Here is a 22,236-nt window from a genome sequence, read left to right as displayed (position 1 = left end):
TTTAGCTCGGATTGCAATCTATTGCTGTGAATTATGATGAGAAAGTGCGCTTATTTCTTTAGGCTTGGACTTGTTGCTTTTATTCTTTGGTCCTCCCTCGGAGGGAGTATTGCGTGGGGACAAGTATTCAACGACGGTCCTATCCAGCTCCAAGGAAGGTTGAGGCAGTTCAACATTTCATTTCCGGAAACGGATGCGGCCTTTTTTGGAATTGTCGGCACTCCTGATGACCTCAGCTACAATATCTGGGGCCGCGAACCGGTCACCAATGGCGTATCTTGGGTTCAAGGCACCATTCCCGGTTTGTCCTGCTCCGGAAACGGATTGCTGGAAGATTACACTCCACCACTCAACGTCTGGAACGCGGTATTCTACAATTTCACCACACCCACACCAGCAGTCGGTGGCGGACTTGAAGTGCGCTTGGACACTTGGGAAGACGAAAGTCCGGACCAATTGCTCGGTATCGGATGCGGCGGCTCACGTTGCGCCTATGATGTAGGCTTTTGCTGCGGTGGTTTTCTCTTTGGACTTTGTTTAGGTGCAATTGATGACGATGACCTGCGCTGCAACAGTGGAACCACGACTCCTTACACCACCTTGAACTACAGATTGGGACCACCTTGTCAATGGTACAATCATGGCCAGCAAAATGGAGCTTGTGCCAACGATGTTTATCATCCTACCCTTGAAACCTTCTGGCGGTACACACGCGGTGACGGGTGTGCAAACGCGATTGATTTGGGTGGCGTTGCTCCCGGCTTTACCACCATCACGCACTTCAACAGCAACGAATGCTACAGCAGTAGCCATGCATTTGTGTCCGGTAATGACGTTACGTATCAAATCAACATCACCCAACCCATTGGTTTGGTGGTCAATACCTGCGGCGCCGGATCGATGCCTTCGGATGTTTACGTTCTGAACAGCGGTTGTACACAATTGTTCAGCAACTCCGGATTCTGCGGAAACGGTTCACAAGTATCCGTACCTATTTGTCAGCCAGGCATTTACTACATTGTCGTAGAAGGCCGCGCTGCAGCCCAAGGAACCTTTACCCTGCAAGTTTCAGAAAACCCTGCCTTGGTCGTCGTGGCCAATGCAGGCCCGAACGCCTCGGTTTGCTCCGGTTTGGGCGTGAACATCGGCGCACAATTGCCACAAACAGGCGCCTCGGGTGGCCAAGGCCCTTACAGCTATTCGTGGACGCCGACAACCTTTTTGACGAGCACCAATACGGCTGCAACGACGGCATTTCCTCCGACAACGACGACTTACACGCTCACAGTCACCGATGCCCTCGGTTGCCAAAGCCAAGATTCGACCATCGTCACCGTCAATCCGGGACCGATTGTCAACCTCGGACCTGACGTGACGGTATGCCCGGGAACGGCCGTTCCGCTCGATGCAGGCTCAGGGTTCTCCATTTATTTCTGGAACACCGGTTCATTTACACAAACGGTGAGCGTCACCAACCCTGGCCAATACCTCGCAGTGGTGACCGACATTTTTGGTTGCCTCGGTCGGGACACCATGAACCTTTTCAATCATACGATTCCAACGGTCAATCTGGGACCTGATACGAGTATATGCCTTGGGCAGGCGCTGCCACTGACGGTCGCCAACGTGTATCCCAACTATGCTTGGAGCACCGGTGCCATCAGCCAAAGCATTGCAACATCGGCATCAGGAACTTTTTCCGTCACTGTTACGGACGGCAACAGTTGCACCAACCGCGACACCATTGTCGTGAATGTGGACACCCTTCCCGTGCCGATTTTGGCTCCGATCGTCGGAAAATGCCCCGGCAGCGACGTCGTGTTGAACCCTGGAGCAGGATGGCCCAACTACGTTTGGAGCACAGGATCCATCAACCAACTGCTGATCACATCTAACGTTGGCCCTTATTCGGTCACCGTAACCGATGGTAACGGATGCGTCGGCGCGACCTCCACCAACGTGGTTGACTTTAATGCCCCGCTTGGATTTGGCGTCACGGCCCCTGCCAACTTCTTCTGCCAAGGCAGCAGTATTACATTGGACGCAGGTACTGGTCCGAATATTGCGGCCTATTATTGGAGCAATGGCGTCACCACGCAGACCAATACGGTCAATTCCAGCGGATTTTATCACGTCACCGTGACCGATATCAACGGTTGCGAATGGCCTGACAGCATTCAAGTGACCGAATCTCCACTGCCTACGGTGGAACTCGGCCCCAATCAGACCATTTGCCAAGGCCAAAATACCTTGCTCGCAGCTCCTCCCGGATTCGCCTATACTTGGAGCACCGGTCAAAACGGTCAGATCATCAGTGTGACGACAAGTGGAACCTATTCAGTTACGGTGACCAATCCAGGTACACTTTGCTCCGCGGTCGATGACATTACCGTTACGGTACTGCCCAATGCGACACCGGCATTGCCATCCACGATCAACACCTGCGCCGGCCAATCGACCGTGCTTGATCCTGGTTCTGGATTCTCAAGTTACAACTGGAGCACAGGTGCCAACAGCCAAAGCATCACCGTTGTAACACCCGGCACATATACAGTGACCGTGACAAACCCCAACGGTTGTCAGCGCGTTGCAAGCACCACTGTCACCAATTTCCCCGCTGCAGTTGCAGTGGTTTCCGGCAGTGCAACAGGCTGCCTAGGCACGCCTGAAACATTGGTTGCTACCGGTGGATTTAGCAGTTATGCATGGAGCAACGGTGCAACCACCCAAGGGATTATCGTCAATGGTACGGGAATCTATACGGTGACTGCGACCGATGCCAACGGTTGTGAAGCCGTGGCTTCTTTGACGATCACTTTTGGACCGGAGCCCGTGCTGAATATGCCGGCCGTGGATACGGTATGTATCGGTGCCCAAGCGACCTTGGACGCTGGCGCAGGTTTCACCACCTACCTCTGGAGCACGGGTCAAACGACCCAATCGATTCAAGCAGGTGGCGAAGGGACCTACTCAGTCACTGTCACCAATGCATCAGGCTGCAGCACAACAGGTTCTACCTTCCTCAGCCAAAGCGATACCTATCCAGTGGACCTCGGCCCTGCCAACGTGCAGATTTGCGACCGTGGAGAAATCCAGCTTTTGGCCGGTCCAGCGTACGTGAACTATCAATGGAGCAACGGTGGTGGATTCCAATTCATCAACGTGACGCAACCCGGCACATATTCGGTGACGGCAACGGATGCTTGGGGATGTGTTTCCAGTGATGATGTGACCGTAACAGCTGCAGGAATCAGCAACTTGGATTTCTTGCCTTCGACGCAGCAACTCTGTGCCGGGGAAACCTTCCTCATTGACGCAGGCGCGCAATGGGACGATTATCTCTGGGGAACAGGCAATGTCGATCAATATTACTTGACTTCGACAGGGGGCATTTTCTACGTTACCGTAACGGATGTGGACGGTTGCCGCTTCACGGACTCCACAGAAGTTGTATTGCTGACGCCACCTGCGCTCGAGCTTGGTCCAAGCGTGAACATCTGCCCTGACGAAGTCATCGACTTGGACGCTGGTGCAGGGTTTGATTCCTATACCTGGTCGACGGGTAGCAATGCACAAGTCATTCAGATCAATCAATTGGGCGACTACTACGTGACCGTCACGTTCAATGGCTGCGTACTTTCAGATGTAATGAATGTTGGGGACGATTGTCCAGGCAGAATCTTCGTTCCAAACGTGTTTTCGCCCAATGGGGATGGTCTCAACGACTTCTTCCAAGTCACTTATGTGAACATGGAAACGCTGACCGTCAAGATCTATGACCGTTGGGGCAAGTTCCTTTTCGAAAGCAATGACAAGGACTTCAAGTGGGATGGCAACTTCAATGGGAATCCATTGCCCGAGGGAACCTTCTTCTGGACGATCAATTACAAGTTCACGGATATTGAGTTCCCCGAGGAGAAACGCGGAACCGTGATGATTCTGCGCTAAATACCCCTTGGCGAATTGTTGAAAAATAAATGGGAGGCCTGTATCGCGGCATCGAGGTACAGGCCTTCTGATTTTCAATCGAAGTTATGTCGGAGAACAACAAAACAGGGAAGAGCATTGATTTCCTGCCGATGATGGATCTGATAGCACGGCGCTATCTTGAGCTGATTGCATTCGCTGCCGCAGGATTGCTGACGGCGTTCATCTTCAGCAAAGTGGTTACGCCATTGTATGAGTCTTCGGTCATCATGTACCCGAGCAATTCCAATTCGCGGGAAAAGCAATTGGAGGATTTCTCTTTTGGACATGAAATTCAGGCCGAGCGGCTAATGCAGTTGCTCAGCTCCAATACCCTCTTGGACTCCTTGGAGGCCAAATTCCATCTGGCAGCGCATTACGAAATTGACAAATCCCGCGTCGATTGGTATGACCAATTGTTGCAGATGACCAAGGATCGAATCACCTTCCACAAAAACAAATATGTCTCCGTCGGGATTTCAGTGGTCGATGCCGACCCTGAATTTTGTGCCCTGGTAGCCAATGATGCGGCGCGACTCGTCAACGTACTCAACGCCGACATTGTCAAAAATGCCGCGAGATCATCCTTGGAAATTATCGAAAAGGAGTACCAACGCAGGCTTGGAAAAGTCCATCTCATGAATGACAGCATCATCGGGATCGAAAACTCCACGGTGAATGAAACGAAAACCAAGCTCCGCGAGCAAGTTGTCGCCCAACAAAAGCGGATACAAAGCCTGCGCGACAGTTTGGACAACCTTCGCCGCAAGTACAATATCTATGACTTCAGCTATCAAATCAATGTCCTGAACGAGCACCTTGCCGAGGCGCGCGCCAACTACCTTCAAGAATCCGGAATCTTGGCAGTATTGGAAAAAAGCGGAACAGCCTCCGATTCGACATTTCAAAACCACCGTGCCCTCCAAGCAGGTGCCAAATTGCGGGTCGACAACTTTGCTACCGACTTGGAGCGCCTGAGCACCATCAACAAACGCTATCTGCAGTTGGAAGGTCAGTTGGAATTGGAAACGGACCTCAATCAGACAGCGAGTGAAGAACTTCAGTCCTACCAAACGATGATTGATCCCAATTTGGAATCCCGGCGCATCAACCGCTTGGAAGACGATTATCGCTGGGACCAACTCCAAACCCAGGAATTGAATGCCAAATACCAAAGGGCTTTGAGCAATTACCTCGATCCCGTTCCGGCGGCGATCGTGGTCAGCAGTGGCAAGGCAAGCCATAAAAAGATCTATCCGCATACACTCGTAAACCTCGCGCTTGGCGGATTTGGAGCCTTTTTCTTCGGTCTTCTTTTGTTTTCCTTCCTCGATCGGCGCAAAGGGGGCGAAAGCTGATGTCTCCGAATGCGAAGTCAAGTCCATGGGTTGTCCCTTTGGCCTGCTTGGCTTGGCTTGGACTGAGCGTTGGCCTATATTGGAGGAATTATCCGCATTCCCCGAGCATGTTGCCACTGATTCCACTCGGACTTCTGGCATTGCTGATGGCTGCGCGCCATTTTGAAGGGTTTTTAGTGGGGATGTTGTTTACAGTGCCCTTTTCTGTGAGCATCACGGACATTGGCGGCGGATTTGGTGCTGCATTACCTGGCGAAGCATTGCTGGTCTTGGCAGCGGTAGGCATTACCATGATGATCCTGCGCAAACAGATCAATCCTTGGCCCTTGTTGATGCATCCCATCGGTATTGTGATTCTTTTGCATCTGGTTTGGGCCTTCATCAGCATGCTAAACAGTTCATATTCGCAGATTTCCCTAAAATTTCTCATTTCCCGCAGCGCCTACATCATGGTGTATTATATCGGGTTTGGGAGCATGTTTTTCGATCCGGAGCGTCGAATTGTGTTCTTCAAAGCTTATCTCTGGGGCTTGGTTCCCGTCATGGCCTGGGCAATTTTCCACCTATCGCAGTATGGACTCAGCCGTTCGTTCTCACCCGTAATGGCCGAACCGTTTTACGATGACCATACTGTGTTTGGTGCTTGCTTGGCCATGATTTTGCCCTTGGCAGGCTGGATTGCCTTGCGCGACCGTCTGCAAATGCGTACCGGAGGGATCAATTGGGCTTGGCCTGTTTTTGCACTTGTACTTGTTGCCATGTTGCTCAGCTTTTCGCGTGCGGCTTGGATGGGAATCTTCGTCATCGGTGGATTTTATGCCTTGATGCGCCTGAAAATTCGATTCCGATTCATCGCCATGGCCCTCGTGATCGTTGCAGTAGGTGCTTGGTTTGGGAGGGATGCGATTGTGTTACGTTTCCAGCAAAACGAAAATGTCTCCGGGGAGGATGTATTTTCCACGGCGGCGTCCGTCACGAACGTCAATACCGATGACAGTAACAAGGAACGCATCAACCGCTGGGCATGCGCCATTCGGATGTTTGAGGAGCGGCCATGGATGGGATTCGGTCCCGGTACCTATGAGCGCAACTATGGGGATTTTCAAGTGCTGAGCGAAATCACACGGATCAGTTCGTGGGTTGGCGACCGTGGTGACGCACACTCCGAATATTTGGGCGTTTTGTCAGAACAGGGAATTCCAGGGTTGATTTTCCTCAGCGGTCTATTTTTGATCAGCCTGCAAATCGGCCTTCGGATCGTGTATCGCAGCCATGATCCACAGGTGCGCGGCATCACCATGGCGATCCTGATGGGGCTCAGCACCTACTATTTCCATGGTTTTGTCAATGACTTTATCGACATCGACAAGGCAGCAGTGTTGATCTGGGGAATGTTGGCCATGTTGGCAGCAATGGATATGGCAACCCAAAATCCGGCAGGTTCGGAATTGAACCCCAACAATCCATTGGCCTCGTAGGTCAGGCAAAGTGAACATGAATCCCTCAAAAACTACAACCTTCACCGTGCACAGCAGCAATTCTTTGGCTACAGCTGCTTATATTGCCAAAAGAATCAAGGATCGAAAGCTGAATTTTGTGTCGTCTTATTTGGTGTATTCCAGGGTCAAGGAATGAATTCGGAGCAACTTCCCGCAAATTTGTCATTGCAACTGTCTCTTGCGGAAGCAGGTGTGCTGAAGAATCTCCTGTATTTTGATATTTTCCAATACCCGCTCACGGCACAAGAGCTCCGCAAATTGCATCCGAACCGCGACGCAGAACCCGAGGCGATTGCCAAGGCACTCGAGCAATTGACAGTCCGCAAATTGATTCATCGGTACGGCGAATTCTACCAAATTCCAGAAACACCTGTTTACGCCGATCGCAGGCAACGCGGAAATGACCTTGCTGCAAAACGGCTGCAACGCGCCTTCCAACGAAGCAGCTTCGTTGCCGCATTTCCATTTGTGGAAGCCGTCATGATTTCCGGCTCGCTCTCCAAAAACTACATGGAAGATGGCAGCGACATCGACTTTTTTGTCATCACGCAACCCGGCCGGCTCTGGGTCGCACGGACTTTGCTGATCGCCTACAAAAAGCTATTCCTCTTCAATTCCCACAAAGAATTCTGTCTTAATTACTTCATTGACACAGATCACCTGGAAATTGAGGACAAAAACATCTTCACAGCAACCGAGGTCGCCTTCCTCCTTCCCACACACAATCCCGATTTGTACAAGAAATTCCGCGCGGCCAATACTTGGGCCGACAATTTTTATCCCCACCATGGGCTGCGCTGCCTCGAACAATGTGAAGAAATCAAACGAGGACCCATGAAGCGTTTGGGCGAATGGTTGCTGAACGGCCGCCTTGGCGAAGCCTTGGATGCGCGTTTTATGCGCCTCACGATGGGCCGCTGGCAGAAAAAATTCACGCATTTGGAACAACAGCGCTTCGAAGTCGCCATGCGCAGCCGGAAATATGTGAGCAAACATCATCCGAGTGCATTTCAAGACCGCGTGATCGGGAAACTCCAGACGAAACAACAGGAACTCGAACAAAAAATTGGCGCTAAACTGCCTTTGGACGCTACAGCACCCGCATGAAAGCCTTGTTTTCCCATAGTTATTTCATGCAATTTGACCCCAAACAATGGCGGCAATCGATGCCTTATCCGCCGTTGGGGACCATTTATGCCGCTGCAGTTTTGCGGGAAGCCGGCTGGGAAGTCGCCTTGCACGATGTGATGTTTGCAGCCGGGGCGGATTCGCTTGCTCCAATGCTGACTGCGCAGAAACCGGATTTGTTTGTCATTTACGACGACGGCTTCAATTACCTCACCAAATGTGCCTCACCAATATGCGTGAGGCCGCATTCGAAATGAGTCGAATGGCCAAAGCAGCCGGCGCGACGGTTGTCTTTGCAGCAGCGACAGTACCGATCATTATGAAAAATACCTCGACCACGGCGCGGACGCCGTCATTTTAGGCGAAGGCGAAGCGGCGTTGTTGGAGCTTGCAAAAAAGGTGGAGCAGGGAGACCGCAGTTATGGCGACTTGCTCGGATTGGCATTCCGCGAAAACGGAAAGACCATTCTCACGGCCAAACGTCCGGTGATTCGGGATTTGGACAGCCTCCCCTCCCCTGCTTGGGACTTGATCGATGTCGCGCCCTATCAGCAAGCTTGGAAAAAGCACGGCCGCTTCAGCATCAACATGGCGACCACGCGCGGATGCCCCTACAAATGCAACTGGTGCGCAAAACCGATCTACGGAAACCGCTACAACAGCCATAGCCCCGAAGGCAAAGCGGCAGAATTGGAATGGTTGGTCAAAAATTACGGTGCGGAACACATCTGGTTTGGCGATGATATTTTCGGACTAAAACCCGGTTGGGTGCAACAATTTGCGGATGAAGTCGAGCGCCGTGGCCTCAAAATCAAGTTTAAAATTCAATCCCGCGCGGATTTACTGCTCGATGGCGACACGGTAGCAGCGCTTGCACGGGCAGGTTGCGAGGAAGTTTGGATCGGCGCCGAATCTGGTTCGCAGCGCATTTTGGACGCAATGGACAAAGGCATTACCATTGCCCAAATCAAGGAAGCGCGGACATTGCTCAAAAAACACGGCATTCGGGCTGCATTTTTTCTGCAATTCGGATACCTCGGCGAAACTTGGGAAGACATTCAGGCGACGATTGACATGCTGTTTGAACTGATGCCTGACGACATCGGCGTCTCGGTCTCCTATCCATTACCGGGAACGGGATTCTACGAAAAGGTAAAGGCGGAACTCGGCACAAAATCCAACTGGACGGACAGCGACGAATTGGCTTTGATGTTCAAGAATACCTATTCGCCGGAATTTTACAAGCGCCTGCACAGGTACATCCACAAGCGCTTCAGGCTTGCACAAGCGCGCGAACGCGGATCCATGAAACGCTTTTGGTTTGGGCCCGCGACAATTTTGGCGAAACGCAGAATGGAAAAGGCCATTCAGCAGGTTTGAGTTGATGACATTGGCCTTTGGAATTGCCTACTGCAACCACCGCACAATAAAAAACCCGGCAGTACTCACCATCGCCGTCAAAACCGTTCCCCAAATCAGATCCACGACCACCACCTTCAACGGAAAGTCCTTGATCAGGGCATAGCTCGTCAAGTCGTAGGTGGCGTAACACAAAAAACCCAAGGCGGCACCCATGTACATCGCTTGCAGCCACGCATCCTTCCCGACGGCCGGATACACGACAAACAATAAAGTCCCTGCGATGTAAATGCAATAAAATAGAAGGGCCGCAGGCCATTTGACCTTCTCCGAAAGCAATCCGCCCATGTTTTTGGCGTAAAAGTCCTTGGCAATCAAACCCAGCCAAACCAAGTCAATCGCAAAAAAGACCAAGGATGTCAGCAAAAACGCGAGGAAAATCTTCAGGATGAGCATTCGAATCTATTTCTGTATGAACCAACTACAGCTGCCGTTTGTTCAAAAGCCGGAATCACCAAGCAGGCTGAATTTTCCGTAATTTCGAATCATGCGCAGCGTGTTCCTTTTATTGCTCATTTTATTGCAGCACGGAAATCCCGTCCAAATGTCGGCTGAAACGGACTTTGCCCGTGTTCCCGATCTTGCTTTGGAACCCTTTGACGAATTCTTTGACCGCTTCCGGGCCTCCAAACATTTCCAACTCAAGCGCACCGTTTTCCCATTGGATGAAATTGACATTCGCCTCGAAACGGAAACTTCAACAGCAACCAAAATTGAAAAGAAGGCCTGGAAACCGCTCAAATTCGATCAAAATGGAATCTTGGAGCCAATTGGTGGCGAATCGGTTACGCAAGAAATCAAAACAGAATCAACTGTTGTCCGTATGGAAATTCGAGGTACGGATAGCGGAATTTACGATGACTACGAATTTGAGCGGCGGGTCGGGAAATGGTATTTGGTGCTGAGAAGAAGCTATTCGAATTGACCGTGGGCAAAAAGGATAAAAAGGACAAGGTAAAAAAGCTGCAGAAGCTGATGGCCATCAACATGGACCGTACGCTCACGGAATTGGAAAAAAGTGACTGGGGCGAACCCGAGTACCAAACAAGTTTGGTCATCAATTGCCACCGCATCCGAAAGATTCCCCTGCGCTATTTCACGGCCGAGGATTGCCGCGTTTTGATCGGTCAACGGATCAGCCTACCCTACGTCATTCCTGTGGCGATTCAATTGTTGGAAAGAAATGCACTTGCTGACGGCGGATATTACGCTGGCGACCTTTTGTTCAAACTACTGACCACAGACCGGACTTTTGGAAGGAGAACCCCTCCTCTGGGAGAAACTTGTTGGGCATTTACACGGAGCAGGACATCCGATCCATTTGGGAAGCAAAAAACCCCAGGACGTTTGCTTTCTTGACGCATTTGAAGGGATATTTCCCCAACAACAACCATGAATGACCACCCACAAGATTATGTCCTCGAAAATCTCAGGTTTGACAATCTGGGATTTCCAGACATTTTGCAGCATAGCGCGGAAGGGATTTTTGCCTACAAACGCGGCGCTATCGACATTCAGCCCACGCATATTGAACTGAATGCAGGTGCCTTTTCTGTTCCGAATGCGTATGCGGAATATCCGACCGTTGCGGTCGTGCAAACTGCAACAACATTGGTGGTCACCTGCCCATGCCGGACTCCCAAACGAACGCTCTGCAAACACCAAAGCGAAGTTTTATGTCACATTTTGGATCGTCCTGCACTTCGAATATTCTTTGATTCCACACTGCGCAATACAAAACTGGAAGAATTTGCAAAAGATTATGGACTGCAAAATGAAGTGAATCTCGATGCATTCTTCGAGGTCCATTATTCCCATAACAATTTCCACATTACGCCAAAAATCAAGGAGATGCTGCCCTTGACAGAGGCGACCAAACTGCAATTCGAGGAGCAACTCATCCCGAAAAAGTCCGTCCCGGAAGCCATTTTGCACGATGCGGATGCCACTGCAAACACCATCCTCGTGTTCCGTCCGCATAAGTATTACAGCGACCAATTCCACATCGAATTGTATGAGTCGCAATTGGCTAACAATGGAAAAATCAAGGCGCCCTTCAATCCCGTTGATCCACAATACCGGATTTGGAATACCGACAGCATCGAGGAGGCGAAATTCTACATCGCCATTTCGAAATTCCAAGCGACTGCCGGTGCACGCAACGCGGTGACCAACATTGAAGTGCTCAAAGCCATTGCCAAAAATCCACTGCAATTAGAGGTATTTTACCACAAGGAAGCAGCCACGACCAACATTTCAGTGAAGTCCCTTGCACCTGTTTTGTTGCAGATCATTCCGATGGAAGTCAAACTGACCGTCGCGCAAAAGGAGCCATTTTTTGAAATTTCCGGCGAATTGTGGGTGAAGGGAAAGACATGGAAGCTCGAAGAAATTGACTTGAAATTCGAGCATTTTATCCTGCTGGGGAATACACTCAATTTGGTGAGCGATCCCAACACCTTGCGTGTGATCGACTTCTTCCGGAAGCATCACCACAAGCTTTTGATCCATCCTTCTAAATTCCAGGAATTTAGAAAGGATATTCTCGCCAAACTGGAAATCAAACTCGATGTCAATTATTCCTTCATCAAAACCGTAACGCCGAAACAAATCGCGGAATTGCAAATCGATCAAAGCATCGAAAAAATCATTTACCTGACCGAAGAAAAAAACTACGTTTACATCACCCCGGTCGTCAAATATGGCAACGTCGAAATTGCCGTATTTTCGCGCCAACAAATTTTCGATACCGACGCACGCGGTCGCTCCTTCAAAATCGAGCGCAACAACGAATTGGAAATTCAATTCACCTCCGTCCTCCTACGGCAGCACATTGAATTTGAAGATCAACTCGCGGAGCACGAATATTTTTATCTCCACAAATCCAAATTTCTCGACGAAAATTGGTTCCTCGATGTCTTTGAAGAATGGCGCAACCAAGGCATTACCATCCTCGGATTCAACGCTTTGAGCAAGAACAAGCTCAACATGAACAAGGGCAAAGTCAGTGTGCAAGTCACAAGCGACACCGACTGGTTCGATGCCAAGGTGAAGGTACAATTCGGCAATCAAAACGCATCGCTCAAACAGGTGCACAAATCGGTCAAGAACAAATCCAAATTTGTACAGCTCGACGATGGCACGGTCGGAATTTTACCTGCCGAATGGATGCAAAAATTTGCAGACTATTTCCAATCCGGTGAAATTGCGGATGAGTCCATTGTGATCCCCAAAAGCCGTTTTATGGAAATCAACGAGCTGTTTGGGCAGGAAGTATTGGATGTCGAGGCGCACAATGAAATTCAATTTTACACCCAAAAATTCAAGGATTTTTCTGGCATCAAGCCGGTGCCCGTTCCTTCCGAGCTCCAAGGAACGCTCCGTGACTACCAAAAACAGGGACTCAATTGGCTCAATTTCCTCGACGAATTCAACTTTGGCGCCTGCCTTGCCGACGACATGGGCTTGGGCAAAACGGTACAAATCATTGCACTCATTTTGCTGCAACGACAAAAGCGCAAACAAAATACAAACTTGATTGTCGTGCCCACTTCGCTGCTCTTTAATTGGCAGGCTGAGGTGGAAAGGTTTGGGCCGAGCATCAAAATCTTCACCAATTACGGCGCAAACAAGCTCAAAGATGCGACCGAAATGAATGATTACGAAATCATTCTGACGACGTATGGCATGCTCAATTCCGACATTGAATTGTTGCGCAAATTCACATTTAACTACATCATTCTCGACGAATCCCAAGCCATCAAAAACCCTGAATCACAGCGCTATAAACTCGTACGGCTCTTGCGCTCACGCAACAAAATTGCGCTCACCGGAACACCCTTCGAAAACAATACGTACGATATTTATGGGCAACTTTCTTTTGCTTGTCCAGGTTTGTTGGGAACGAAAACCTATTTCAAAAACATCTATTCCAATCCGATCGACCACCACGAAGACGGCGGCAAATCCAACCGCCTGCAACGGATCATTCATCCGTTCGTCTTGCGGCGAACCAAACAACAAGTCGCGCAGGAGCTTCCGAAAAAACAGAAATGGTGCTTACTGCGAAATGGGGTCGGTTCAGCGCAAATTGTATGACGATGCCGCAGCCGAAGTCCGCGAAATGCTGCTGCACAAAAACTCCAAAAAACGCTCCGACAATATCTCCAAACCGGCAATGTATTTCCTAAAAGGCTTGACCAAACTTCGGCAGATTTGCGATTCGCCCAATATCTTGAAAGACGGCAACCTCGAAGGCGAAGTTTCCTCCAAAATCGAGGTCTTGATGGAGCAGATCACGAGCAAATCCGCGCAGCACAAGATCCTCGTCTTTTCGCAGTTTGTCTCGATGCTCGACCTCATCAAAAAGGAATTGGAGGCCCACAATATTCCCTTCGCCTACCTCACGGGACAGACGAAAAACCGCGCAGAAACCGTCAATCTTTTCCAGGGAAATGATACAGTACGCGTCTTCCTCATCAGCCTCAAAGCAGGCGGCATCGGCCTGAACCTCACGGAGGCCGACTACGTCTATCTCGTTGATCCTTGGTGGAATCCGGCGGTGGAAAACCAAGCCATCGACCGCTGCTACCGCATCGGCCAAAAGAAAAATGTCGTCGCCGTCAAGCTCATTTGCCCAAGCACAGTCGAGGAAAAAATCATGCTCCTTCAGGAGAAGAAATTCCGCCTCGGGAGTGAGCTGATTCGCACGGATGAAGAGATTTTGAAGTCGCTGACGCAGGAGGAGTTGTTGGAGATGTTGGGGTGAGGGGCACTTGAGAATTGCCGATTTGTTAGTCTATAGCGCGAGCAGATTTGCCACCAAGGCACCAAGACACCAAGCGATATTGGATTGTGTTGGTGCCAGGGTGACCAGACCATTTGATCGTGCAGAAACGAAACTTGAAAATCGGCCTTGATGCGTCAAAGACATCCAAAACGGGACTCGAGAGAACTCCTTCGATGGAATCATGTCTGCAAAATTGAACCTGACATGGATAACGACATCCCACTCCCCCACCTTGCATTCCCCGCTCAAATTCCCGAATCTTGCTGCATGAAAACGATGTTTACGCGCGGTTGAGACATGGAAAAGGACGATACCACGACCACGAGGATTAATAAATTCCTGAGCGAAGCCGGATTTTGTTCGCGAAGGGCGGCTGACAAGTTGATCGAACAGCGCCGCGTGACCATCAATGGCGTGGTTCCGGAAATGGGCACCAAAATCGTGGCGGGTGACGTCGTGCGTGTGGATGGCAAACTCATTTCGCCGCCCAAGGAAAAACATGTTTACCTGGCATTCAACAAACCCATCGGCATCGTTTGCACCACCGACACCAAGGTCGAACGCAACAATATCATCGATTTTATCAATTATCCGAAGCGCATTTTCCCCATCGGGCGCCTCGATAAACCCAGCGAAGGGCTGATTTTCCTCACGAGCGACGGCGATATTGTCAATAAAATCCTGCGGGCGCGCAACCACCACGAAAAGGAATACATCGTTACGGTGGACAAGCCGATCACGCCGGAATTCCTCCATAAATGCGCAATGGCGTCCCGATTTTGGATACCGTCACCCGCAATTGTGTGGTCGAACAAACCGGCAAATTCCAGTTTATGATCATCCTCACGCAGGGATTAAACCGTCAAATTCGGCGGATGAGTGAATATTTGGGCTACGAAGTCACCAAACTCAAGCGTGTGCGCATCATGAACATCCGGCTCGACACGGCCATCGGACAATGGCGCCACCTCACCGAAAAGGAAGTGCAGGACTTGTATGGCTTGGTCGAGGACAGCGCCAAAACAGCCGACGACGAGTTGGAGTGATCCTATTGTTCTGAGTTTTGCCACGAAGGCACGAAGACACAAAGGTCAGCGCTCTTTTCTTCGTGTCTTCGTGCCTTCGTGGCCAATTTTCATGGCGCAGCAACATGGCCAAAATCTTTCCTTACCTTTGCCCGCATGGTACCTGAAGGTAAATTTGAGATGGTCGCGAAGACCTTGGCCGGCTTTGAAGATGTGCTCGCCGACGAGATTTGGTCCCTTGGCGGAATTGATATCCAAGTGATGCGCCGTGCAGTGTCGTTTCGCGGAGACAAAACTTTGCTGTACAGGGCCCACCTTTGGTTGCGGACCGCCTTGCGCATCCTGGTGCCCATACATTATGCGACCGCCTACAACGCGAGCGACCTGTACAAACGCGCCTACCATATCCGGTGGTCGGATTATATGACGGTGCGCGACACATTTGCCATTGATTGCATCGCAAGTGGCGAATTGTTTCAACACAGCTTGTTTGCAGCCATGAAGGCCAAAGATGCGATCGCGGATCAATTTGTGGACCGGCAACGCGAACGGCCTTCGGTCGATTTGGAGAATCCCACATTGCGGATCAACCTCCATATTCACGACTCCGAAATCATCTTTGCGCTCGATGCAAGTGGCGATTCCCTGCATAAACGCGGCTACCGATTGGAGAAAAACGAGGCACCCCTCAATGAAATTACGGCTGCCGGAATGGTGTTGTTAACCGGATGGAATGGCAAAACCAATTTCATCGATCCGATGTGCGGTTCGGGAACTTTGCTGATCGAAGCGGCAGGAATTGCGATGGATTTGGCACCGGGATTGTGCCGCGAAGGCTTTGGTTTTCAGCGATGGGCAGATTATGACGGTCGCAGAAGCGAGAGAGCGGATTCATCCACCTTTGGGCATCATCTCCGGGTCGGATGTCGATGCGGAAACCGTGGAAAGTGCGCGCCGCAATATCGAACGCGCAGGCCTGAAGGGGCATGTGCAAGTGCGCTGCCAAGACTTCGTGGATGCACGTCCGCCTGCGGGCGGGGGCCTGCTCGTGACCAATCCGCCGTATGGGGAACGCATGGAAATCGAAGAAATCGAAGGCTTCTACAAACTATTGGGCGATACACTCAAACAGCATTACAAGGGCTTCGATGCCTGGGTATTGAGCGGAAATACCGCGGCCATCAAACGCATCGGCCTCCGCGCCAACAAAAAAATTCCGCTGCTCAATGGCGGCATCGAATGCCGTTTCCACAAGTTTGAATTGTATGATGGGACGCGGGAGAAAGCATGATCCCTTGCGTATCCGGCTGTCAATCAGGAATACAATCCAAAACTCCAAACAGTTGATGTTGTCCGCCATCCGCCAAGATTTCAGCGTATGAAAAAAAGGAATCTCCGCAATGGCATTTTGTTTGGCTTGCTGCTGACGCTGACCGTATTCGCCTTGCTCGCCTTCTATCCGCGCGCATACGATGTTGCTGCTTTTCAGCCAAGACCCGGCACGGCATTTTGGGAACTCCCGACAGGCTCCCGCATCGGCTATACGCATCTGAAGGCAAGCGAAAACACCCATTCCAGCCCGATCATTTACCTGCATGGCGGACCAGGTGGATGCATCAGTGACTTGGCTATCTCGGCGCTTGCTCCCCTGACTGACGATGGTTATGACCTCTATTTCTATGATCAAATAGGCAGCGGACATTCTGCACGCCTGGAGGATATTGCGGAATACACCGTGGACCGTCATCGCCATGATTTGGAGGCCATTGTCAAACAGATCGGGGCGTCCAAGGTGATTCTGATCGGCCAAAGTTGGGGTGCCATCCTCGCCATGCAATTCTTTGCGGCATTTCCCGAGCAGGTCGAAAAGCTGATTCTCACAGGCCCCGGACCTATCTTGCCCATCCGAAAGAAACTCGCCGAAATCCCTGCACCCGACAGCTTGTACTTGCGCAATCCCCTCGTCACCAACCGTGAAGGCAATCTCAAGGTGGCCAATTTCCGCAGCAAAGTTGTCGAATGGTGGGCGTTTGCATTTGAAAGCAAATTGGCGACGGATGCCGAGGCCGATGAATTCAATGCAAAACTCGGCCATGAACTCAACAAATCAACGGTTTGCGATACCGCCAATGCCCTGCCCGGCAATTCGGGCGGCGGATATTATGCCAGCATCATGACCGTCCACAGCTTTGCAAATGTTCAAGATCAGCGGACAAAACTCCAAGGCAACAAGGTGCCGCTGCTGCTTCTGAAAGGTCAATGCGACAACCAACCTTGGGGATATGCGCAGGAATATCTGGAGCTGTTTCCCAATGCCCAACTGAAGGTGATCCCCTCAGCGGGGCATTCGATCCCCACCGAGCAACCCGATTTGTACATTCAGGCGATTCGGGAGTTCTTGAGGTAGGGGGATGGCCGCCAATCACTTTCGTCACGGGCTTCACATGCCAATCCCCAATTCGCAGACAAATCCACCCATTTGGCAGAATAGAATCCGCTACCCAAAATCCTGCAGCTACATTTGGAGCATTGTGTAAGTTGAAGAGAGTGAAACCACAAATTTCAATTGTATCATGGGACAAGGGAGAGATCAAGTAATCGCTGAAGGGCTTCCAATTATCGACTATTTTGATTGCTTTTATCACATACTATTGCTATAATTACGAGCCTAAATTGACTTTTTACAATTTGGTCCGTCTCTTCGGTGTAGAGACACGTTTTCCTTGGAGTAGCTTTGAAATCAACCAATTGGTGACCATGAAAAAGTATGTTTTTGTTTTGTTTATGTCAGTAACGGCTTGTTTTGGACAAGTATCCGTGACCCCTTCCATGTCGAAAGAGGTATTGTCTGACTTGGAAAAGGGTCAAACGGATTCACTTTTTCTGGATATACAGCGCTGTTATGAAATGGCCGGATGGAAACTAAACAAGCCCAGGCCGCGCCTTGAGAAACAAGATTATTTGAAGCCGATATCTATGACTAATGACGAACGAATTATACAGACCGAATTGATGTCACAACAGGAGCAGGGATATTTATATTGGCAAAATTGGTCAAATCTGATAGCCGATAGCTCATGGAATTTAAAAAAAGCATTTCCAAAAGGCAAGGATGCCTACATGGTTGGCAATTATACCATCATGGTTATTATGGCGCATGAATTGGGGCACTATTATTCTGAGGCCAACAATCTAAGGGGAAACAGTTCTGAATGGGAAAATATTGCTGATCATTTTGCAATTGCTTTTCTGAATGAGCTTGCAGAGGTCAATCCCAAGCTAAAACTATTAAAGCAACAGTTTGAGCAACAGGTGATAAATGATCTATACATGGCCGTAAAGCCTGAATTGCGGACAACTATCCCTTCTGATCTTTCATTGTATGAATATGTTTTCCATTTTTCGTTGCCTTATGGTAATGCAGAGTATTGCTCGCTGCAATTGGCCCGTGAGGGGAGATTGCTTCAGAACAAGGAGTTTTACCTCGATAACTTCATGACTTTTATGAAAGATGGGCAACGGGCCATTCTGAAATCTTCCGCCTTTATACCCTACACGGGCAAATATGAATTGATAGATCTTTCTTCACAAATGAACATCGATGTATTGAACGAATATGCTTCATTTGCTGGAATAGATGATATCAAGGTCATGAACAATGGAGAGTTTTGCGTAGTAACAACCTTCAACGATACGGTGCAACTTGAGGTCCTCACACCCGAGTATAAAAAATATGTTTACTCAATAGTTGCATTAAAAGATACGCTAAAATCGATCATTGGAAATGATATCTCCGATCCGGATTATTCCAGCGGGCATATGGAGTTGTTTTCGGAGCCTGGAAAAATGATTCTTACTGCAGTTCAAAAAACCAACAATGATTCTTCCTATTTTCATATTATTAACATAGACCTCCAGAAAAAATCAATTACCTCAAGAGCTGCACTTAAAGAAGAAAGCTACACCTTTTTTACGCGTCCAAAAGCTCCGAAAACATTCTGGCAAAACAATATGGTTGACCGAGCCCCTCAAATTATTTATTATAGAAAGTATTTCTTTAGCAGGATTGAAATAATAAATAATAACTGGCGTATTAGTCATCTACCAAATGATACTTCTTCCAACAAATATCATTCTCATACATTGGATGGCTTGAACAAGGATTTCTCTGTCTCTCGACTAGACCGTTCTAGTAACATATCACCAATTACGATCTCTGGTGATGATATTGCTATTTGGAAAGAACCAAATAACAACACGATGTTCAAAATAAAGAAGGAAAACCAAATTTACACTCTAAATGCAAACCTGTATGGTGAACAGATCGGAATCCCTTTTAACACAAGGTCCACCCTTTTGGGAATTTGGTCTCCTAAATACGGGTTCTTGTTTTTTGATGAGGAAAAAATGGAAGTATTTGGGTTGAAAATAAAATAGAAGCACATTCACTTAAACATTGATCCAATGAAAATTGCAATAAGCTTATTTTTTCTCTTGACGATCGGAACGCTTTATGGGCAGACATGCGAGCTTCCTCTCTATCAAATAAGATCTGGGAAGGGAGCATAATGCACATAGTCGGCGTTTAAGAACTGAACCTTAAATGGCGATCACTCCAGGGGCCGACTAAATCTTATCTTGCGTAACCAATGTCCTTTTCGTCTGGTCACGGGATACTCATATTCCTGTTTGTAGTTCATTGATTCTTCCATGCAAGTAACCATACGCCATACCCCATATTGATTGCGCAATCCGTCGATACGAGTTTGGCCTATGGTTACGAGTATTTTGTAAAAAAGTGAGTGAGAAAGTCGCAAAAATAGGTGTAGCGTTAGGATTTGACAGCGTATCGGCTTGCACCTTCAACTACCGCTTTGGCAAGAGCTTGGTTGACCATCGCAAACACAACAGCGGCAACGCCGACACCGAAAAAAAACGCGTGAAGGGATAATTCATTATTTTCGGACATGTTGTTGTTCCATTCACCCGAAAATGAAGTCGCCAACTGCTTGCCAAGTGACGGTATCGTCGTGGACCATGGCGTCATTTTTTCGAAGGAGGAGGCAGCCCAATTTTTGGCGACGCTGCTGACGACCCTTCCCTGGGAACAAGACGAATTGACCATTTTCGGGCGCAAGATTCTCACGCAACGCAAAACGGCTTGGTATGGGGACCTTCCCTGCGCGTACACGTACTCGCATGTGATCCAAGAAAGATTGGCTTTTGGTCGAGTAGAGCAGAAGTGAAAAATAATTCACTCCCACCCTCTCACAGAACCGTACTTGAACCTCTCGACTCATACGGCTCTTCCTTTTCGTAACCTCTGGCTTACATGGGTCGGGGTGAAGCCTGCTGTCCAATGGGCAAACAATCGCGGGTTTTCGACATAGCGTCTTGTGAACCAGTTTGCAGCGCGCTTGAAGGAGCCGTGCAACCGCTTGTGGCGGTTGCGGGCCCAGCCTAGCAGCCGATTTTCCAGATTGTACAAGATCGGCCTCACGTCGTGCTTGCGGTAGAGCGTGAAGTAGTTCAGCCATCCGCGCAGCATGGGATTTATCCTGTCGGCCAGTGATTGCAAGGTCGAACCCGTCCGCCGATGTATCCCGATCTCCTTGATCTTGGCATTCATCTTGGACATTGCTCCCTTGCTCACCGATGGCCCGAACCCTAGGCTCGTGCGCCCGTCCTTGGTTTTCACCTTTTGGGGCTTGAACGTGTAACCTAGGAAGTCAAAGCTCACGACTGGGTAATCCTCCACGCGATTGCGTTGCTTGCAATGGACGATGCGCGTCTTGTCTGGGTGCAGCACGAGTCGGCAGGCCTCCATCCTCGCCCGTATGAGGGCTAGGGTTTGCTCGGCCTGTTCCAGCGTGTTGCAGTGGACGATGATGTCGTCGGCGTAACGCTCGAAAGGCAGTTCGGGGCATTCTTGTTCCATCCACTTGTCGAATGCATAGTGTAGGAACAGGTTGGCCAGCAACGGACTGATTACGCCACCTTGCGGTGTACCCTTGTCACGCGCTGTCCTTGTCCCGTCGGCTTCTTCCATTTCCGCCTTTAACCATCGCCCAACATACAGCAACATCCACTTCTCGCTCACATGCCGTTCCAATGCCTTGAACAGCAACTCGTGGTCTAGCTCGTCAAAGAACGCCCTGATGTCAAGGTCGATCACCCATCCGAACTTCCAGCAGTTCCGCCTCACTTGCTCCAGCGCATCTTTTGCCCCTTTGCGTGGTCGGTAGCCGAATGAACTTGGGTGAAAGACCGCTTCCAGCCTTGGTTCCAAGATTTGCTTCACAACCATTTGTGCCACCCTGTCGGCAACGGTCGGCACACCCAATACCCTCACTTTTCCCCCTGCCTTTGGTATCGGCACGGCCTTCACCGCAGGTGGGAAGTAACTCCCCGAGGTCAGGCGGTTCCAGATCTTGTACAGGTTGTCCTTCAGGTTCGCCTCGAACATCTCGAGGCTTTCGCCGTCGACTCCTGCACTGCCCCTGTTCGCCTTCACCCGCTTGTAAGCCTCCATCACCATCATTCTGGTGATTGGAATCGGTCTGGTCACTTCCATCCTGATCCTCCTGCTTTTGCAGTTGTCAGGGCTTGGAGACCGAAAAGGCCGCACCCTTCGCTCCACCAAGTTTCCAAGGCTTCAACGCTACTACGATGCGGTCCGCCACAGCCATGCACATTGGTACTTACGGCCTCTCTTTCTGGGATCGCGCCTTTTCCCTTGGCATTGCAAGGCTGTTTCTCCTGTTTTCCATACACGCCCGCATAGTGTTCACGCCACCTAAACGCCGGACACCGCACTGCCAGTAAACAGGTTCCCGCAGTACTCATCGGGGAGCTGATGTCAAGCCCCGTTTTGATGTCATCTGTTGACACTTTCGACGCTTCATCAGTGGTTCATTCACATTCGTCTCCACTACGCACACCTTCACCCAAGCCGGGTGTTTTTCCTTGACGCTCACGACAAGGGCTTTTGACCAATGCCGCCCAAGGTGGTTTCGGGCAGCTCCTGCAAGCCGCCCCAAAGGGCCAAGTTC

13 protein-coding genes and 4 pseudogenes are annotated in these 22,236 nt (G+C 49.8%); 14 read left to right on the top strand and 3 right to left on the bottom strand.

What is annotated here, in order from left to right; genetic code table 11:
- Nucleotides 1-36 precede the first annotated feature (36 nt).
- From IPN95_18160 to IPN95_18140, 5 genes and pseudogenes are all read left to right on the top strand, one after another.
- Entirely contained in the window at nucleotides 37-3,948 is a 3,912-nt protein-coding gene (locus tag IPN95_18160) for a gliding motility-associated C-terminal domain-containing protein (GenBank protein MBK9451291.1), read from the top strand.
- 86 nt (nucleotides 3,949-4,034) lie between these two features.
- A complete protein-coding gene (locus IPN95_18155; GenBank protein ID MBK9451290.1) occupies nucleotides 4,035-5,324 on the top strand; it encodes a hypothetical protein in 1,290 nt (429 codons plus the stop codon).
- Between the two features lie 107 nt (nucleotides 5,325-5,431).
- Nucleotides 5,432-6,802 (top strand): O-antigen ligase family protein, encoded by a 1,371-nt coding sequence (locus IPN95_18150; protein ID MBK9451289.1) that lies wholly within the window; start codon nucleotides 5,432-5,434, stop codon nucleotides 6,800-6,802.
- Between the two features lie 213 nt (nucleotides 6,803-7,015).
- Nucleotides 7,016-7,930, top strand: a complete 915-nt coding sequence (locus IPN95_18145; protein ID MBK9451288.1) for a nucleotidyltransferase domain-containing protein — start codon at nucleotides 7,016-7,018, stop codon at nucleotides 7,928-7,930.
- Nucleotides 7,927-9,331: pseudogene (locus tag IPN95_18140) on the top strand (B12-binding domain-containing radical SAM protein). Before IPN95_18145 ends, IPN95_18140 begins: the two are co-directional and overlap by 4 nt.
- 27 nt (nucleotides 9,332-9,358) lie before the next feature.
- On the opposite strand, the gene IPN95_18135 reads toward IPN95_18140, so the two are convergent.
- A complete protein-coding gene (locus tag IPN95_18135) occupies nucleotides 9,359-9,766 on the bottom strand; it encodes a DUF2177 family protein (protein ID MBK9451287.1) in 408 nt (135 codons plus the stop codon).
- A 91-nt stretch (nucleotides 9,767-9,857) separates the two neighbouring features.
- Between IPN95_18135 and IPN95_18130 the strand changes: the two genes are divergently transcribed.
- From IPN95_18130 to IPN95_18090, 9 genes and pseudogenes are all read left to right on the top strand, one after another.
- On the top strand, nucleotides 9,858-10,295 hold the full coding sequence (locus IPN95_18130) for a DUF4348 domain-containing protein (protein MBK9451286.1): 438 nt from the start codon (nucleotides 9,858-9,860) through the stop codon (nucleotides 10,293-10,295).
- Complete coding sequence (locus IPN95_18125; protein MBK9451285.1) at nucleotides 10,259-10,729, top strand: hypothetical protein; 471 nt, start codon at nucleotides 10,259-10,261, stop codon at nucleotides 10,727-10,729. Before IPN95_18130 ends, IPN95_18125 begins: the two co-directional genes overlap by 37 nt.
- A 33-nt stretch (nucleotides 10,730-10,762) precedes the next feature.
- Nucleotides 10,763-14,138 (top strand): annotated as a pseudogene (locus IPN95_18120) (SNF2 helicase associated domain-containing protein).
- 318 nt (nucleotides 14,139-14,456) lie between these two features.
- A pseudogene (rluF, locus tag IPN95_18115) lies at nucleotides 14,457-15,205 on the top strand (23S rRNA pseudouridine(2604) synthase RluF).
- A 135-nt stretch (nucleotides 15,206-15,340) separates the two neighbouring features.
- Nucleotides 15,341-16,475, top strand: a pseudogene (locus IPN95_18110) (hypothetical protein).
- 87 nt (nucleotides 16,476-16,562) lie between these two features.
- Entirely contained in the window at nucleotides 16,563-17,591 is a 1,029-nt protein-coding gene (locus tag IPN95_18105; GenBank protein ID MBK9451284.1) for an alpha/beta hydrolase, read from the top strand.
- Nucleotides 17,592-17,941: 350 nt separating this feature from the next.
- Nucleotides 17,942-19,621 (top strand): hypothetical protein, encoded by a 1,680-nt coding sequence (locus IPN95_18100; GenBank protein ID MBK9451283.1) that lies wholly within the window; start codon nucleotides 17,942-17,944, stop codon nucleotides 19,619-19,621.
- 361 nt (nucleotides 19,622-19,982) lie between these two features.
- The gene (locus tag IPN95_18095; GenBank protein MBK9451282.1) at nucleotides 19,983-20,135 is read left to right on the top strand and encodes a hypothetical protein; all 153 of its coding nucleotides are present in this window, start codon (nucleotides 19,983-19,985) and stop codon (nucleotides 20,133-20,135) included.
- Nucleotides 20,136-20,151: 16 nt separating this feature from the next.
- Nucleotides 20,152-20,430, top strand: a complete 279-nt coding sequence (locus IPN95_18090) for a hypothetical protein (protein ID MBK9451281.1) — start codon at nucleotides 20,152-20,154, stop codon at nucleotides 20,428-20,430.
- 50 nt (nucleotides 20,431-20,480) lie between these two features.
- Here IPN95_18090 and ltrA read toward each other — a convergent pair whose 3' ends face one another.
- Nucleotides 20,481-21,698 carry a group II intron reverse transcriptase/maturase gene (gene ltrA / locus IPN95_18085; protein ID MBK9451280.1) on the bottom strand — a complete coding sequence of 406 codons (1,218 nt, stop codon included), beginning with the start codon at nucleotides 21,696-21,698 and terminating at the stop codon, nucleotides 20,481-20,483.
- Between the two features lie 50 nt (nucleotides 21,699-21,748).
- Nucleotides 21,749-22,075, bottom strand: a complete 327-nt coding sequence (locus tag IPN95_18080) for a hypothetical protein (protein ID MBK9451279.1) — start codon at nucleotides 22,073-22,075, stop codon at nucleotides 21,749-21,751.
- Nucleotides 22,076-22,236 lie beyond the last annotated feature (161 nt).

It is taken from the genome of Bacteroidota bacterium, assembly GCA_016718825.1.
In the GTDB taxonomy this organism is placed as follows: Bacteria; Bacteroidota; Bacteroidia; order J057; family JADKCL01; genus JADKCL01.
The sequence above is the reverse complement of the archived record's forward strand: the minus strand, read 5'-3'. Positions and strand labels throughout refer to the sequence as shown.

What these genes read in the sequence shown, in the direction of transcription:
- IPN95_18160 (MBK9451291.1), top strand. Translation starts at nt 37, where the DNA reads ATGAGAAAGTGCGCTTATTTCTTTAGGCTTGGACTTGTTGCTTTTATT.
- IPN95_18155 (MBK9451290.1), top strand. Translation starts at nt 4,035, where the DNA reads ATGTCGGAGAACAACAAAACAGGGAAGAGCATTGATTTCCTGCCGATG.
- IPN95_18150 (MBK9451289.1), top strand. Translation starts at nt 5,432, where the DNA reads ATGTTGCCACTGATTCCACTCGGACTTCTGGCATTGCTGATGGCTGCG.
- IPN95_18135 (MBK9451287.1), bottom strand. Translation starts at nt 9,766, where the DNA reads ATGCTCATCCTGAAGATTTTCCTCGCGTTTTTGCTGACATCCTTGGTC.
- IPN95_18130 (MBK9451286.1), top strand. Translation starts at nt 9,858, where the DNA reads ATGCGCAGCGTGTTCCTTTTATTGCTCATTTTATTGCAGCACGGAAAT.
- IPN95_18125 (MBK9451285.1), top strand. Translation starts at nt 10,259, where the DNA reads ATGGTATTTGGTGCTGAGAAGAAGCTATTCGAATTGACCGTGGGCAAA.
- IPN95_18105 (MBK9451284.1), top strand. Translation starts at nt 16,563, where the DNA reads ATGAAAAAAAGGAATCTCCGCAATGGCATTTTGTTTGGCTTGCTGCTG.
- IPN95_18100 (MBK9451283.1), top strand. Translation starts at nt 17,942, where the DNA reads ATGAAAAAGTATGTTTTTGTTTTGTTTATGTCAGTAACGGCTTGTTTT.
- IPN95_18090 (MBK9451281.1), top strand. Translation starts at nt 20,152, where the DNA reads ATGTTGTTGTTCCATTCACCCGAAAATGAAGTCGCCAACTGCTTGCCA.